The organism is Arenibacter arenosicollis (assembly GCF_014397245.1).
Taxonomy (GTDB): domain Bacteria; phylum Bacteroidota; class Bacteroidia; order Flavobacteriales; family Flavobacteriaceae; genus Arenibacter; species Arenibacter arenosicollis.
This window is the reverse complement of record NZ_JACLHY010000001.1, coordinates 315746-331641: the sequence shown is the minus strand read 5'-3', so window position 1 is coordinate 331641 and position 15896 is coordinate 315746. Positions and strand designations below refer to the sequence as shown.

At 38.5% G+C, this 15896-nt stretch carries 14 protein-coding genes; 6 read left to right on the top strand and 8 right to left on the bottom strand.

Annotated features, from left to right (window positions below):
- Positions 1-3 precede the first annotated feature (3 nt).
- Complete coding sequence (locus H4O18_RS01370) at positions 4-780, top strand: amidohydrolase (RefSeq protein ID WP_187581647.1); 777 nt, start codon at positions 4-6, stop codon at positions 778-780.
- Here the strand turns inward: H4O18_RS01370 and H4O18_RS01365 are convergent.
- A complete protein-coding gene (locus H4O18_RS01365; protein WP_343065396.1) occupies positions 764-2401 on the bottom strand; it encodes an Ig-like domain-containing domain in 1638 nt (545 codons plus the stop codon). The two genes, H4O18_RS01370 and H4O18_RS01365, sit on opposite strands and share 17 nt — an antisense overlap.
- Before the next feature lie 29 nt (positions 2402-2430).
- Positions 2431-3084 (bottom strand): phosphoribosyltransferase family protein, encoded by a 654-nt coding sequence (locus H4O18_RS01360; protein ID WP_187581306.1) that lies wholly within the window; start codon positions 3082-3084, stop codon positions 2431-2433.
- Between the two features lie 91 nt (positions 3085-3175).
- On the opposite strand from H4O18_RS01360, the gene H4O18_RS01355 reads away from it, so the two are divergent.
- Both H4O18_RS01355 and H4O18_RS01350 read left to right on the top strand, forming a co-directional pair.
- Positions 3176-4072: an AAA family ATPase gene (locus H4O18_RS01355; protein ID WP_187581305.1), complete on the top strand. Its 897-nt coding sequence runs from the start codon at positions 3176-3178 to the stop codon at positions 4070-4072.
- A 37-nt stretch (positions 4073-4109) separates the two neighbouring features.
- The gene (locus H4O18_RS01350; protein WP_187581304.1) at positions 4110-5654 is read left to right on the top strand and encodes a glycine--tRNA ligase; all 1545 of its coding nucleotides are present in this window, start codon (positions 4110-4112) and stop codon (positions 5652-5654) included.
- 63 nt (positions 5655-5717) lie between these two features.
- Here H4O18_RS01350 and H4O18_RS01345 read toward each other — a convergent pair whose 3' ends face one another.
- A complete protein-coding gene (locus H4O18_RS01345) occupies positions 5718-7802 on the bottom strand; it encodes a TonB-dependent receptor (RefSeq protein ID WP_246473898.1) in 2085 nt (694 codons plus the stop codon).
- A 237-nt stretch (positions 7803-8039) separates the two neighbouring features.
- On the opposite strand from H4O18_RS01345, the gene H4O18_RS01340 reads away from it, so the two are divergent.
- Positions 8040-8801, top strand: a complete 762-nt coding sequence (locus H4O18_RS01340; RefSeq protein WP_187581303.1) for an exodeoxyribonuclease III — start codon at positions 8040-8042, stop codon at positions 8799-8801.
- 52 nt (positions 8802-8853) lie between these two features.
- Complete coding sequence (locus tag H4O18_RS01335) at positions 8854-9894, top strand: NADP(H)-dependent aldo-keto reductase (RefSeq protein ID WP_187581302.1); 1041 nt, start codon at positions 8854-8856, stop codon at positions 9892-9894.
- A 120-nt stretch (positions 9895-10014) separates the two neighbouring features.
- Here the strand turns inward: H4O18_RS01335 and radA are convergent, their stop codons facing one another.
- From radA to panC, 5 genes are all read right to left on the bottom strand, one after another.
- On the bottom strand, positions 10015-11376 hold the full coding sequence (radA, locus tag H4O18_RS01330; protein WP_187581301.1) for a DNA repair protein RadA: 1362 nt from the start codon (positions 11374-11376) through the stop codon (positions 10015-10017).
- 200 nt (positions 11377-11576) lie between these two features.
- A complete protein-coding gene (locus H4O18_RS01325; RefSeq protein WP_187581300.1) occupies positions 11577-12719 on the bottom strand; it encodes an alpha/beta hydrolase in 1143 nt (380 codons plus the stop codon).
- Between the two features lie 25 nt (positions 12720-12744).
- The gene (locus H4O18_RS01320; protein ID WP_187581299.1) at positions 12745-13710 is read right to left on the bottom strand and encodes a lysylphosphatidylglycerol synthase transmembrane domain-containing protein; all 966 of its coding nucleotides are present in this window, start codon (positions 13708-13710) and stop codon (positions 12745-12747) included.
- Between the two features lie 2 nt (positions 13711-13712).
- Complete coding sequence (gene panD, locus H4O18_RS01315; protein WP_093977447.1) at positions 13713-14063, bottom strand: aspartate 1-decarboxylase; 351 nt, start codon at positions 14061-14063, stop codon at positions 13713-13715.
- Positions 14064-14138: 75 nt separating this feature from the next.
- Positions 14139-14981, bottom strand: coding sequence for a pantoate--beta-alanine ligase (gene panC, locus H4O18_RS01310; protein WP_187581298.1), 843 nt, complete (start codon positions 14979-14981; stop codon positions 14139-14141).
- 103 nt (positions 14982-15084) lie between these two features.
- Here panC and H4O18_RS01305 point away from each other — a divergent pair, with 103 nt between their 5' ends.
- Positions 15085-15894, top strand: a complete 810-nt coding sequence (locus tag H4O18_RS01305; RefSeq protein ID WP_187581297.1) for a glycogen/starch synthase — start codon at positions 15085-15087, stop codon at positions 15892-15894.
- Positions 15895-15896 lie beyond the last annotated feature (2 nt).

Sequence of the window (15896 nt, the reverse complement as noted above, 5' to 3'; positions counted from 1 at the left end):
GAAATTCAAATGGAACTGCAAGTAGCAATAATTCAATCTTCCCTGGTTTGGGAAGATCCAGAAAGGAATAGGGAAAATTTTTCGAATAAATTGGATTCGATTTCCTCCGATGTCGATTTGATCGTGCTCCCAGAAATGTTCACCACAGCCTTTACAATGAACCCTCAAAATATAGCAAAGGAGGAAGGGGATAAAACGGTTAAGTGGATGCTAAAGGAAGCAGAGAAAAAAAATGTTGCCTTGACCGGTAGCATGGTCTTTTTTGCTGATGGTCATTATTATAACAGACTTTGGTTTGTGGAGCCCAATGGAAAATTGAGTTATTATGACAAGAGACATACTTTTACCCTAGCTGGTGAGGATAAAATATATAATAGAGGAGAAGAAAGGATAATCATTGAATATAAAGGGTTTAGGATCTGTCCCCTTATTTGTTACGATCTTCGCTTTCCTGTATGGGCCAGGAATACGGAGAACTATGATATTCTGATTTATGTGGCAAATTGGCCAACGCCAAGAATAAATGCTTGGGATGCACTTTTAAAGGCTAGGGCAATAGAAAATATGGCGTACGTAATCGGGGTAAATAGAACTGGAGCGGATACTACCGGACATAATTATCCCGGTCATTCCACTGTAATTGATGTTTTGGGCAGCCCAGTGGTTTTTTCGGAGGAGGAAACGGTACTTTATGCCACCTTAAGTAAAAAACATATTTCCGAAGCCAGGGAAAAATTAAAGTTTCTGGACGATCGCGACCATTTTAGTTTGAAAGGGTAAAGGTTTGTTCCAATTCCCAGTTGGCCCTTACTTCCAATACATTAGGGTAATAGATCACTCTTTCTGGCTGTATTTGTTGAAGATAGTTTCCTGTGTCCCATTTTTGGTTACCATTGCTGTCGAATATTACTCGAATCAGATACTTAGCTGGGTCAATATTGCTGAATTCGAAGGTTTGGGGCTTGGTAGCGAACATTTCTTTTTTTGTTTTTCCTTTCTCATCCGTTAATTGAACTATTAAAGGATAAGTAACAGTGCCATCCAAGGTAAGTCTCAAATTTCCAAAATCTGCATAGCTTTTGGTAGACAGTTTGTAGGATAGCGTATCGTTTTCAGTGCCAAAAAAATCCATTATCGCCCCTGGGAGTAGGTCTAGAGTGTAATTTTCGTTAGGCTCAACTTCAAAATCAAAATCAATTTTATTACCTAAGGAATCCAGTGCCAAAGCAAATTTAACTAGGGAGGAATCCTTTCGTATCATACTTATCTTAGAACTGTCCATAATTGAGATGGGTGTGTTGGCCCCAATATAAAAAGGTCTTCCGAATTCTAGTGCCCCCCTTTGGTTGGCTTGTAGTATTAGGGTGTCCACGGGTACCTTTTTTGTTTTTACGGTAAAGGTATCTATTAGCCTTTCCTTCTCATTGGAGACTGTAAAAACCAGTGAATCCACTTTAAAGGGGGTAAACCAAAAGTTAAGGGTATCTTTTTCCCGCTCCTTTGTAATTTTAGTTTTAACCGTATCCGGTATTATGCTTAAAGGGGTGATTGAGATATCCTTGGCATTTCCCTGATATCCAAAAATAATTTTGTTTTTAGCTGCAAAATTTGGGACAGAAACACTGTAATCCGGTATTTCCTTGAACATTGTAAGTAGATAAACAGAATCTGTAGGTAGATTAATAGTGTCCTTTATGAAGGCAATTTTATCGACCTTTTGATTAAAGATGTTGTTTTTGGCCTCGTCCTTGACCCCGAACATGGCATATTTTCCCTCCTTAAGATTTTTTAGGTGAAAAATAGGAGTACTGTCCAAGGTATTGGTAATGTAATTTGGCGGTTGCCTGTAGATAGTGGAATCGGTATAAGTGCTATCTATCTCATAGAGCATAATGCTTATAAAGGTATCGGGGTTCTTGTTAAAGGCATCTTTTACTACCCCAGAGACGGTAAGGGAATCTATATAATCCCCAGTAGAAAACACATAAGTCAAATTTCGATTAGGATTGCCTTCATTATTGTCAATAATACTTTGGCCGAAATTGAAAGTGTAAGTTGTATTTTCTTTAAGCGTATCATTTAGGATGATTTCCACATATTTATTGGCCGATCCCTGGGGGGTAATAATAGGGGTGTTTTTCAATGGTGGCGACACTATGAGCTGCTTTTCAATATCCTTAAGTTTAACATACTCGTCAAAATATAATCTAATTTTATTGGTCTTAAAGTTTATGGACATATTCTTTGGCTCTGCCTTTATCAACTTTGGCGAGGTAACATCCTTATCACCTCCTGTTGGCGTACCTCTACGGGCACATTGGACGAGGGCCGAGACCGTTAAAAGCAAAAATAAAAACCCTAAAATGCGTTGGATCATAGCAGTCATGAAAATGTTCAACAAAGTAACAACTAATTTGTAGAATTGTAAAATTAAGGTACCACGGCCATAGAGGCAATATAAATATTTATTCCCTTCGTTCTCGATAATGCAGTGGCACAGGCTTCCATGGTTGCCCCTGTGGTAATAACATCGTCCAATAATAGTACGTTCTTATTCCTGAATATATCTTGATCGCTTAAAACGTAGAGTGCTTGTTTGTTTTGCCATCTTAGTATTCTTGACTTTTTGGTCTGCGTCCTGGTATTGGCAGTTTTAATTAATACGTGGTCTATGTATTGGGCATTGATATGCGTTGCGATCTGTTTGGCAAATAGTGCCACTTGGTTGTAACCTCTTTTTCTTAATTTTTTTCGATGCAGGGGAACGGGGACTACGAAATTAATTTGATTCAGGAAGTTATTTTCCTTCAAGATGTGTCCATACCAATCCCCTAAAAAGGATCCTATTTGTTCTTGATTTTTGTATTTTAAATAGTGGATAATACTCTTTACGATTCCTTTTTCGGTAAAAAACAGGAATGCACTGGCCTTGATTATGTTAATTCTTCCGTAAAAAATACGGTCAACAGGGTTTTCCGCGTTAAATGTATACTCGGTGAGTGGTAATTGATTCCGACAAACGGTACAGACATGTTCTTCTCCTCTATATAATGGGGCATTACATCCAAAACATAGCCTTGGCACGAGGATTGTGTTGATATCGTTTAGTATATTTGAAATCTTGGAATACACAAATCTTGATTACTATTAACCTACTTAATACGCATGCTTTTAGATGGATACTGAAGATAACAAATTTAATTATAAGATAATACTTGCCGCTTTGGCAGCTATTATATTGGGTATTCTCATTGCCTTCTATTATAGTTATGCCCAATCCAAAAGTCGTATTAGTTTTTTGGAGCAAGAGAAAGAATTGTTGGTCAAGGATCTTACCTTAATGAAATCTGATGTGGATAGACTTTCAGCTCTTAATGAGGTCAATGAAATTGAATTACAAGATTCCAAATATAGGGTGCAACAATTGTTGGATTCCGTTGGCCGTTTGAATTTTACAGTTGAAAAATTAAAGGAATACAAAACCGAACTTAGAAAACTCGAGGCCAAAAATGATAGCCTTAAGCTTAAGAACAATTTCCTAAAATATAACAACATGCTCCTTGGCAACAAATATGAGGAAACCAGGAAGATGATTGAGGAACTTAGAGGAAAGAGCAGTTCATTGGCAGAAGCCGAGGCTTTACTAAGACGTAAAAACAAAGAACTTAGTCAAGAGCTTAAGACCAAAAGCTATCTTAAATTGGAAAATTCCGAGGGTAGTGGATTTAGGTTTCGATCAGGAAAACATATTAAGACCAATAAGGCCAATATCATATCCAAGCTAAGAGGATGTGTAACCATTATGGGGAATCCCAATTCCAAAAATGAGGAACGGGTAATTTATTTTCAGTTCTTGGGGCCTAATATGGGGGTAATCGAGGATAACGCCAACACTATTTCCGTAAATGGCAATGTTTATAGCAAACGTGTAGAACTAGTTTTTATGGGTCAGGAATTTAGTGTTTGCGATGCCATTTCAGTACCAGAGGGATCTTTGGCTGAAGGAACTTATACCCTTAATGTTTTCGAGAATGAAAAATTATTGGCGACTTCGGAATTTCAATTAAAATAAATCACCACCTTTTCTACTATTATTATATTTTTGCCAAATGGTGAAACAAGAAGACGATTTTAAAAAAGTAATCTCGCATGCAAAGGAATATGGATATGTTTTCCAATCCAGCGAAATTTACGACGGACTTAGTGCCGTGTACGATTATGCCCAAAACGGTGCGGAGTTAAAAAAGAACATCCGTGAATATTGGTGGAAGGCCATGGTTCAGATGAACGATAATATTGTGGGTCTTGATTCTGCAATATTTATGCATCCTACGGTATGGAAGGCCTCTGGGCATGTGGATGCCTTTAATGATCCATTGATCGATAACAAAGATTCCAAAAAAAGATATCGTGCAGATGTTTTGGTGGAGGATTATGCCGCTAAAATTGAAGCTAAAATAGACAAGGAAGTTGCCAAGGCAGAAAAGCGATTTGGTGATTCTTTTGATAAAAAGCAATTTTTGGAAACCAATCCAAGAGTGGTAGGTTACCAAGAACAGATAACGACCATTTTAAAGCGATTGGGAAAATCCTTGGAGAATGAGGATTTGGCCGATGTGAAAAATTTGATCGAAGAATTGGAAATTGCCTGTCCTTTATCGGGATCAAGGAATTGGACCGATGTAAAGCAGTTTAATCTAATGTTCGGTACCAAATTGGGTGCCTCTGCCGATAGTGCAATGGATCTTTATCTTAGACCCGAAACTGCCCAGGGTATTTTCGTGAACTTCCTGAATGTCCAAAAGACTGGAAGGATGAAAATTCCATTTGGTATTGCCCAGGTTGGTAAGGCCTTTAGGAACGAGATTGTTGCAAGACAATTTATCTTTCGTCAAAGGGAGTTTGAACAAATGGAAATGCAATTTTTTATTCGTCCCGGCTCGCAGAAGGAATGGTATGAAACCTGGAAGGAAAAAAGGATGGCCTGGCATTTGTCTTTGGGGTTGGGTGCAGAAAACTACAGATTCCACGACCATGAGAAATTGGCACATTATGCCGATGCCGCTGCCGATATAGAATTTAAGTTTCCATTTGGATTTAAAGAGTTGGAAGGAATACATTCCAGGACAGATTTCGACCTAGGTAGCCACGAAAAATTCTCTGGTAAAAAATTACAGTATTTTGATCCGGAACTTAATGAAAGTTATGTGCCTTATGTGGTTGAAACTTCTATAGGTTTGGATCGTATGTTCTTGGCCGTTTTTTCAAACTCCTTGGTAGAAGAGGAATTGGAGAACAATACTACCAGAACGGTACTTAAATTACCTGCGGTTCTAGCGCCCAATAAGGCAGCAGTATTTCCATTGGTGAAGAAGGACGGTTTACCGGAATTGGCCCAAGAAATCATAGATGATCTTAAATGGGATTTTAATGTTGTATATGATGAAAAGGATGCCGTGGGACGACGTTACAGGAGACAGGATGCCAATGGAACCCCATTTTGCATTACAGTGGACCACCAATCCCTAGAGGATAATACGGTTACCATACGTCATAGGGATACTATGGAACAACAGCGTGTGGCAATCGCTGATGTAAAGTCAATTATCCATAAAGAGGTTGATATGAAAAGCTGGTTGAAAAGAATGGAGTAGTTCCGTAATCCCTAATTAATTAAAGGTCCAATATATTAACATATTGGACCTTTTTAATTTGGTTTAGAGGGTATATCCCAATCGTAAACTGCCATAGAAATTTCTGTCGTTCCCAGGGTAGTAATACCTAGGCTCGGCCCCTCCAAATCCTGTTGTATTTATAAGTACGGATTGGGCATAGTTGACATCAAAGATATTGTTGATGCCAAAAGCGATGTCCATAGACAGATTTTTCCCCAATTGGTTTTTATACCCCACCTTGCTATTAATTACATTAAATGGCGAACTGTAGAGGCTATTGGCATCCGTTAAGGGAATTTCTCCCACATACTGATGCGTGGAATACCAATAAAAGGTATTGTTAAGTTGAGCCTGTATACCAGAATTCAATCTGTGTTTGGGAACCCCGGTCAATGGATTGCCGGAATAATTGTTGTCCTCGTCCACAAAGGTCATAAAACTGTGGTCATTAAGAGTATAGCTAATAAAGGGTGTTAGCCTAAGTTTGGAAGTAATATCCAAATTATATTCGGCTTCCAATTCCAGACCCTGATGTTGGGTCTTACCTGCATTTTTGCCAACATATTGATCCTCGCCTACCCGTTGTGCCACCAAAAGATTTTTGATATCCATTCTGTAAATGGCTATATTCATATTTAATTTTCTATTCAGCAGAAGTAATCTTGTGCCAATTTCATAATTCGTACCTGTTTCTTGGGCTATATCAGGGTTTATAACCCCATCCGGAGTAAGTGTTTCCTCCAGAGTTGGGTTGGAAAATCCTCTGCTAATATTGGCGTAAAGTGAATTTAATTCCGAAAAGCTATAGTTGAGATTTAGGCTTGGCAAAATAATGGCGTCAAAATCCCTTTCTGCGCTTTTATTATCGGCCCCTTGATTAAATACATCCCTGAAATCATAATAGGTTTTGTTCACGTTTAACCCAATTTGGGTAGAAAAAGCATTCCCTAAGGGAATAAGTAGATTGCCGAAAGCATTGAACTGTCTCCTAAACTCCTTGTTTTTCGCAAATTGCTCGCCTTGTAAACTTCCTTGCCCATTATTTTCTTGATATAGATTTTCAAATTCACTCCAATTGTACTCGTCTTTGTATAATTCAGCTCCAAAATTGTAGTCGATTTTGGTTTTATTGGCAATCCATTCACCCGCAAATTTTGTCCTGAATCCGTATCCATGGGTGTATTCATCCAAAATCCCAAAAGGTCGGGGTTCATAATGATCTAGGTAAGAATAGAAAATACTGCTAGTGTTTTTTAATTTATCTGTAATGGTGCGATTTATGGTCAACCCTGCCAGGCTATATTTGTTATCCTCGTATCCTTTGGCAGATTTCCATGTAAATGCCGCCTTTGTTGGATTTTCCTTAAAATCGGTTTCTCCCAAAGAACTAGGGATCTGGGCGTTATAATCAACATGGTTAAAGAGAAGGCCAATATTGGTTTTGGAATTTATTTGATAGTTAACATCCACTAGAACACCCTCGCGTTTAAATTTATTGTTTTCCCTATAGCCATCTGTCTCTAAATAACCATAATGTACGTTTAAGGAAATCTTATTCTCCTTAAGACTAAACTGCAAGTTGTTTTTTAAAAGGCTGTAGGAGCCCATGGTGAAATTATTTCTAAAATAGGTAGCCCCATCATTGGGCTGCTTGGAGTTCAACAGAATAGCCCCTCCCAAATTAGCCCCAAAATTTGTGGCTTTTGGTCCTTTGATCACCTCCACCGAGCTTAGATTTTCCAGATCGAAGGATTCTATAGTGGAGAAGCCGGACCCATTTGTAATGGGGACATCATTGTAGTAAAGACGCAGTTTATCCGTCCCAAATAAGGTTCTTGCCCCTACACCTCGAATGGTAATCCTATTGGTGTTCAAAGCTCCGGACAATATATAAACTCCGGATACCTGATTGATGGCAGAAACCATATCTACTGGACTATAGTTCTGAAAAATCTTGGTGCCTATAATTTTGGTTGCTATAATACCATTATCGGTAGAGGATTGTAAGGAGTCCAAAAGGATAATTTCATCCAGTTCAGTGATGCTGTCCTTTGGTACAGGTTCTTGAGCATGGGATACCAAGATAAAAAGAAGGATAAATGGAAAAATAAGGGAGAATTTCATCATGTAATTATAAGCCTCAAACTTAAGTATTATTATCTAATTTTTTTTGTGATTTTCCTGGAATCTATTGAAAGGGCATAATAAATAGGGATATAATCCTCAACATTATCGTTAGACCTTTTTGGTTACAAAAAACATTGGCTATTTTTAACCCGATTTTTGGTTGATTTCTGGCTAAATTAAATTTTAGTGCCTTCCAGTACTTATTAAAAGGGGTTGGTTCTAGATAAAAATATATAAATGAAGATTGTTTCTTATAATGTAAATGGAATTAGGGCTGCAGTGAGCAAAGGGTTTTTGGATTGGTTGAAAAATGTAGATCCGGATGTGGTCTGTTTGCAGGAGATCAAGGCTAATCGCGATCAATTGGACCTTGCAATTTTTGAAGCTTTAGGTTATCACTATCACTACTGGTACAGTGCTCAGAAGAAGGGCTATAGTGGTGTGGCCATACTAGCTAAAACCGAACCCGATCATGTGGAATTTGGTACCGGAATAGAATATATGGATTTTGAGGGGCGAAATATTAGGGCCGATTTTAATGGTGTCTCAGTTATGAGCCTTTACTTGCCTTCAGGCACCAATATTGCCCGCTTAAATCATAAATTACAGTATATGACGGATTTTCAGGATTATGTTGATGAGTTGAAAAAGGAAAAACCGAACCTGGTAATATGCGGGGATTACAATATATGTCATGAAGCAATAGATATTCACGACCCTGTTAGAAACAAAAATGTTTCCGGGTTTTTACCTGTGGAAAGGGAGTGGATCGGTAATTTTATGGATAGCGGATTTATTGATAGTTTCAGACATTTTAACAAGGAACCGGATAATTACACATGGTGGAGTTATAGGGCCAATTCACGGGCCAACAATAAGGGCTGGCGACTAGATTATGGTTTGGTCAGTAGGCCGTTAGTGAGTAGGTTAAAACGTTCCGTTATTCTATCCAAGGCCGTTCATAGTGATCATTGTCCCATTCTTGTGGAGTTGGAATAAACCGATGGTCTTTCCTAAAATTGAATTGATAATATCAAAGTAATAGTAAAGTATGAAGTATACCAATCTCCCCCACACCGATATTGAAGTTAGTAAAATATGCCTTGGCACCATGACCTGGGGTCGGCAAAATACAGAAGCGGAAGGTCACCAGCAAATGGATTACGCCCTTGAACAGGGGATTAATTTTTTTGATACAGCAGAATTATATCCCATTCCTGCGACAAAGGAACGTTATGCGGACACCGAAAGAATTATTGGCAGTTGGTTTAAAAAGAATAGAAACCGCGATAAGGTAATTTTGGCCTCCAAAATTGCTGGAAAGTCGGAAATGACGAAGTTTATAAGGACAACGGGGATTAATCGCGAATCTATAAAATCAGCCGTTGAAGGAAGTCTCAGCCGCTTGCAGACAGATTACTTAGATCTGTATCAGTTGCACTGGCCAGACCGTACAACCAATTATTTTGGTAAAAGAGGTTATAGGCACAGTATCACTGATCATTGGGAGGACAATATCCATCAGATATTGGAAACATTAAGGGACCTTGTCCGAGAGGGGAAAATTAGACATGTGGGTATATCCAATGAAACTCCTTGGGGAGCAATGAGGTATTTGGAGGAAAGCAAGGTGCATGCCAGTTTGCCAAGAATGATTACCATACAGAATCCGTATAGCCTTTTAAACCGTCTTTTTGAGGTTGGTTTGGCAGAAATTTCACATAGAGAAAATTTAGGCTTATTGGCATATTCGCCTTTGGGCTTTGGTACCTTGAGCGGCAAGTATTTGGGAGATAAAAAACCTGAGAATTCCAGGATTGCCCTTTTCCCAAATTACAATAGGTACAGTAGTGAAACGGCCGTTAAGGCAACCCAAAAATATTTTGAATTGGCACAGGCTAACGATTTATCATTGGCGCAAATGGCACTTGCCTATGTAAATACGAGGCCATTTCTAACCTCCAATATAATTGGAGCTACCAATATGAATCAGTTAAAGGAAAATATCGGGAGTATAGATGTGGAATTGAACGAGGAGGTACTAAAGGGTATTGAATCTATACATAATGAAATTCCAAATCCAGCCCCATAGCAGTATGATAGCAATGAACTTTTTAAAAGTAGGTTTCTGGCAACTTGGCTTAATAGTTATCGTTGTTGTATTAATGCTAGTTCTGGCGAGGATTTTTAATTCAAAGAATTAAAGCCTTGTCTAGGAAAAGAGGCTATTGGCAACATCTTCGATCCTGGCGGCCAATTGAATTTGGATTTGGGTGTTTTTTAATGTTATCTTGTTGTTTTTGGAAACATAGATCGTGCTGAAACCCAATTTTTCCGCTTCCAGGATGCGCTGATCTATTCTTTGTACCGGCCTTATTTCACCTGCGAGACCTACTTCGGCTGCAAAACATACCCCTTTTTCTATGGGAATGTCCTCGTTGCTGGAAAGTATCGCCGCAATTACTGCCAGATCAATCGCCGGGTCATCCACCGATATACCACCGGTGATATTAAGAAATACATCCTTTGCGGCCAATTTAAATCCAGCTCTTTTTTCCAGGACTGCCAGAAGCATATTTAATCGCTTTGCATTATAACCCGTTGTGGAACGTTGAGGTGTACCATATACAGCCGTGCTTACCAAGGCCTGGATTTCAATCATCAATGGTCGCATACCTTCCACAGTTGAAGCAATGGACGTTCCGCTTAATCCTTCATCGTTCTTGGAAATCAAAATTTCGGACGGGTTGTTTACTTCTCGCAAACCACTGCCCTGCATTTCATATATTCCCAATTCGGAAGTAGATCCAAATCTGTTTTTAAGGGACCTTAGGATGCGGTATACATAATTTCTATCGCCTTCAAATTGCAATACGGTATCTACCATATGCTCCAATATTTTTGGTCCAGCAATGGTGCCATCTTTTGTGATGTGCCCAATTAGGATAACCGGAGTGTTGGTTTCCTTCGCAAACTTTATGAGCTCTGCAGTGCATTCCTTAATTTGGGAAATACTACCTGCAGAAGATTCAATATAATCTGTATGAAGGGTTTGTATGGAATCTATAACTACTATATCGGGTTCCGTGGCCTCGATTTGGCGAAATATATTTTGTGTTTTGGTCTCGGTAAGGATAAAACAAGTTTCACTATTGGGATGGATGCGATCCGCCCGCATTTTAATTTGTTTTTGACTTTCCTCTCCTGAAACGTATAAGGTCTTATAGGGAAGTTTAAGTGCTATTTGTAACATTAAGGTACTTTTTCCCACTCCTGGCTCCCCACCTAAAAGAGTTAAAGATCCAGGGACCAGCCCACCACCAAGAACTCTATTAAATTCCAAATCGAAGGTGTTGAGCCTAAATTCCTTATCGGTACTTATTTCGTTGACCCTTAATGGCTTTGCAACCTTAGTGGAGGGTTGGGAAGAGCTTTTCCATGATACTTTTTCCTCTTTCTGAATAACTTCTTCCACTATGGTATTCCATTCCTTACAGGAACCACATTGTCCTACCCACTTGGCATATTGGGTTCCACAGTTCTGACAAAAAAATGCCGTTTTCGTTTTGGCCATTATCTACTTTAAGCTTTGTGCTAAGGTAGTAAGAAGTTTGAAAAATAATATGGGATTTGCAGACTTAGATAAAAATGATACCAACAACATTTTGCAATATTCGATGGGTACATCGATTATTGGCTTTCGAGGATTTTCAAATTTGTTATGTTCTCAGTAAATCATGATTCAGGCTTTCCTTTTAATGAAATTGCCCTTTCTTAATATCCAAAATCAGCCTTAAGGGCATCAATTTTTTCCAAAGCCATTTCTTTGGTAAGGAAATCTATTTCTTCCATGCCAAAGGCTTTTTCAAAGGTCCTGAGCGCTTTTTTGGGTTCACCCAATTGTTCGTAATATTCACCTTCAAAATAAAAGCCCAACATGGTATTTGGATACTCTTTTTTACACAGATCGGACAATGGCTTAAGGGATTCAAAGTCCTCTTTTTTTCTGGAAGCTGCGTAAATGGCCATAATATCGTTGAGACTTGTTGTTTTTCTGAAGCCAAATAGTTTTTCGATGGATGATTGCTTGTCCGCCAGATAATCATATACTGGTCCCACTTGGGTTAAGATTTTTTCTTTGTATTCTTTTGGGCTTATGGGTTTAAACATGCCAAAGATATTATCAAAGGCTTTCCCTATTCCGTATGTAGCTACTGAAATATGGTCAGCATTTTCGTATTTATCAAAGAAATAGTGCAAATTATCACTGTCCAACCCTTTTAAATTTTGGTCCAGTGTCAATACTCTATTACTATTTTCACTTCTTTCGCCCTCCAAAATCAATTGATAGAATATTTTCTTGTTCATAACGGATAGTCTTGAGGGTACCCTTGTTTCCATTTCAGGCGCCAAATAGGGTGAAATGCTTATATAGGCATTGAAGAGGGATTCGTCCTTAAATAGATAAAAATTTCCAAAATTTGCGGTAATATCATACCCCACGAACATTTTAAAAGGAGCTGTGCTAAATTTGGTTTCTAAATAGGGGATAAGTTCCATTCCCAAAAATTCGAAAAACAATTTCCCCTTTTCTGTAGGTAGACCATTATCTGGCTCAAAGGCACAATCTTCATTCCTTAAGTTATTTTTGGATTGTTGCACGCCAACAATAATTGCTTCGGGCATGCCATGAAAATTACTGTAAAATTTAGCATTGGCCACCACTTGGTCAAATAGGTATTCTCCATCCAGCACCACAATTAACGGATATTTTTTATCTGCGGTATAGCTTTCAGGGAAGTAGTATTGTACATCCCGGCGCTCCTGTAATTTAAAGGATTCGAAAATTTCTTTTTTTACCTGTGCGGTGCTGCCAAGGCAAATAAACAATGCCAATAAAGTAATAAAACGTTGCATAGAATGGTATTTGGGCAATAGAAGACTATTTGTTTCTGTTCCATAACGGTAAAATCAGAAAAGATATTGCGCCAAAAACCACTACCATTAAAGTTTGTGAAATCCACATAATCCATCCAAAAGCATCACCTGACACTTTACTGATGCCAAAAATTGCCAATGCACTGCTAACGGCGATGGGATAAATTCCTATTCCCCCATTGGTGGCGGACATGGCAAAGGCTCCGGCCACAAAGGCGACCAATAACTGGCTCACACTTAGGTCCATAGTTTCCGAAACCGTATATTTTATTACCCAGAACATCGCAATATAGGCAAGCCATATAAAGAGGGTGTGAAAAACAAAACTCCATTTATTTTTCATTTTAAAGATACTTAGGATACCATCCAAAAGACCTTTTAAAAATGATTTCAGTTTTGTGGCCAATTTCGATTTCGATTTTTTCACCACATACATCATTAAGGCCATGCCTAAAATTGCAGAACCCAGAAGTATGGATAGCAGTGCAAGATTAAACCCTTTTTGCTCCAGGAAACCCCAAATAATTTCAGTTTGTAAAAACAGGGCAATGCCAACTATCAGGAATAGCATTACCAGATCAATGACCCTCTCCGTGACTATGGTTCCAAATCCTTTTTCGAAAGGTACATGCTCGTAAGTGGCCAATGCCGTAGCCCTTAGTATTTCACCAGATCTTGGTATTCCCAAGTTTGTGAAATAGGCCGTCAGTATGATCAATATATTGTTAAACAATTTTGGCTTATAGCCTAGCGGTTCCAATAAATAGTTCCATCTTATAGCCCTGGAAAGGTGGGTAAGGATACCTAAAAAAACGGATATGGCGACCCAAAATAGATCGGCATTTTTTATGTAATGTATTATTTCCAATCTATCCTCTTCGGAGGTAACGTAATAAGAATACCAAACTAAAAAAACACCCAGTAAAATAGGCAGAAATGTTTTTAAGGTTTTCTTTATGGAAGACTTCAAAACTAGGTCAAAAGATTGGTTTCCTCATTGGGGAAAACCAAGGAAGGGTTGAATTTCTTGGCCAATTCAATATCCATTGTGGCATATGTTATTAAAATCAAAACATCGCCAACGGCTACTTTTCTTGCGGCGGCACCATTCAGGGTTACCTCGCCACTACCTCTGGTTCCCGGAATAGCATAGGTTTCCAGTCTTTCGCCATTATCGTTATTTACAATTTGAACCTTTTCACCCCTAATAATATTTGCCGCATCCATCAAATCTTCATCGATGGTAATACTGCCTATATAGTTGAGGTCAGCACCCGTCACCTTTACGCGGTGTATTTTAGATTTTACAACTTCTATTTGCATGGGACAAAGTTAATCATTTATGCCAATTATATTTCCAATTTAATTTTGGCGGTATTAAGGAATAAGATTTGAAAATTAAAGGGCAATGTTATCTATTAGCCTCACATCTCCCGCATAAACGGCAATAAAGGCCCTGTATTTTAAATTTCTATTTTTTCTTATTACAGGTTTCAATTGATTCACATCTGCAATTTTAACATATTCCAGTTTAAAATTTGGATGGGTCTCAAATTGCTCTTTAACCCATTCCACTACAAAATTAGCACTTTTCGTGCCAAATTTTTGTTTGGCAGCTTTGAGAATGTCGTAGATATAGGCGGCCTCTTTTCTTAGTTCTTTGGATAGTCTTTCGTTTCTAGAACTCATGGCGAGCCCGTTGGCTTCACGGACTATGGGGCAACCTATGATTTCTATAGGTAAATTAGTGATCTTTACCAGTTTTCTGATAATCTGGAGTTGTTGAAAATCCTTTTCCCCAAAGTACGCTCTGGTGGGTGTTACCAGGCTTAGTAATTTTTCGACAATGGTACCCACACCGTCAAAATGTCCTTCCCTGAATTCACCTTCCATAACATTGTCCAACCCTTCAAAATCATATGTTTTGGAGGTGATCCCACCAGAATACATTTCTGAGGAAGAAGGCGCAAAAACGACGATTTTATTAGAAGCGGTTTTTAAAAGGGATATATCTGCTTCCAAGGTGCTAGGGTACTTCTCCAGATCTTCCTTGTTATTAAATTGGGTGGGGTTTACAAAAATGCTCACAACGGTGATGTCATTTTCCCCAATCGACCTTTTAACCAAGGACATATGTCCCAAATGCAAAGCTCCCATGGTTGGGACCAAACCTATAGTTTTGGTTTTCGCCTGGGACGACAGATAGGATTTAAGCTCCTTTTTAGTGTTAATTAACTGCATGCGTTTTACTTAAAAGAGAGCAAACTTACTATAATTACTGCTAATCTGTATAATTTTTGTAATTTTGCACTTTCTCTTACACTATAAATAAAATATTGCTTTTATGAATGGCAAAAAGATATTGTTTGTATCTTCAGAATTAGTACCCTATCTACCAGAGAACGAAGTTTCCTTAATGTCTTACGAAACCCCAAGAATGGTCAACAGCAATGGCGGCCAGATAAGGATTTTTATGCCAAGGTTTGGGAATATTAATGAGCGTAGACATCAATTGCACGAGGTAATTAGATTGTCTGGGATGAATTTGGTGATCAACGATATGGATATGCCGCTGATAATAAAAGTGGCCTCCATTCCCAGAGAACGTATTCAGGTTTATTTCATTGATAATGATGAATATTTTAAAAGGAAGGCAACTTTTACCGATGAGGAAGGAAACGCTTTTCCTGACAATGACGAAAGGGCTATTTTTTTTGCCAAGGGTGTGGTAGAGACTGTAAAGAAATTAAATTGGTCCCCTGATATTATCCATGTACATGGTTGGATGGCATCTTTACTTCCCCTTTACCTTAAAAAATTGTACGTCGATGAGCCTTTGTTCGCCGATAGCCAGATCGTTATGTCCGTTTATGGACAGGGTTTCGATGGTACATTGGACAAAGACCTAATTAAAAAGATTGCTTTCGACGGGGTGCCTGAAGAAAGTATAGGAGCGCTTGCTGAGCCCAATTATAATAATTTGTTAAAAGTTGCTGTGGATTATGCCGATGCTGTTATTTTAGCGGCCGAAGATATTCCAGCTGATTTGGAAGACTACATATCCAAGCTCGAAAAACCTGTTTTGCCATTTGTTCCTTTACAGGAGTTCGAGGAGGCTTACATGAATTTTTATAACACCAAAGTATTAAAATAATC

Excerpts from the sequence above, each read along its gene's own strand:
- H4O18_RS01355 (WP_187581305.1), top strand. The coding sequence starts at position 3,176 with ATGGATACTGAAGATAACAAATTTAATTATAAGATAATACTTGCCGCT.
- H4O18_RS01305 (WP_187581297.1), top strand. The coding sequence starts at position 15,085 with ATGAATGGCAAAAAGATATTGTTTGTATCTTCAGAATTAGTACCCTAT.
- H4O18_RS01325 (WP_187581300.1), bottom strand. The coding sequence starts at position 12,719 with ATGCAACGTTTTATTACTTTATTGGCATTGTTTATTTGCCTTGGCAGC.
- H4O18_RS01345 (WP_246473898.1), bottom strand. The coding sequence starts at position 7,802 with ATGATGAAATTCTCCCTTATTTTTCCATTTATCCTTCTTTTTATCTTG.
- radA (WP_187581301.1), bottom strand. The coding sequence starts at position 11,376 with ATGGCCAAAACGAAAACGGCATTTTTTTGTCAGAACTGTGGAACCCAA.
- H4O18_RS01340 (WP_187581303.1), top strand. The coding sequence starts at position 8,040 with ATGAAGATTGTTTCTTATAATGTAAATGGAATTAGGGCTGCAGTGAGC.
- panC (WP_187581298.1), bottom strand. The coding sequence starts at position 14,981 with ATGCAGTTAATTAACACTAAAAAGGAGCTTAAATCCTATCTGTCGTCC.
- H4O18_RS01335 (WP_187581302.1), top strand. The coding sequence starts at position 8,854 with ATGAAGTATACCAATCTCCCCCACACCGATATTGAAGTTAGTAAAATA.
- H4O18_RS01350 (WP_187581304.1), top strand. The coding sequence starts at position 4,110 with ATGGTGAAACAAGAAGACGATTTTAAAAAAGTAATCTCGCATGCAAAG.
- panD (WP_093977447.1), bottom strand. The coding sequence starts at position 14,063 with ATGCAAATAGAAGTTGTAAAATCTAAAATACACCGCGTAAAGGTGACG.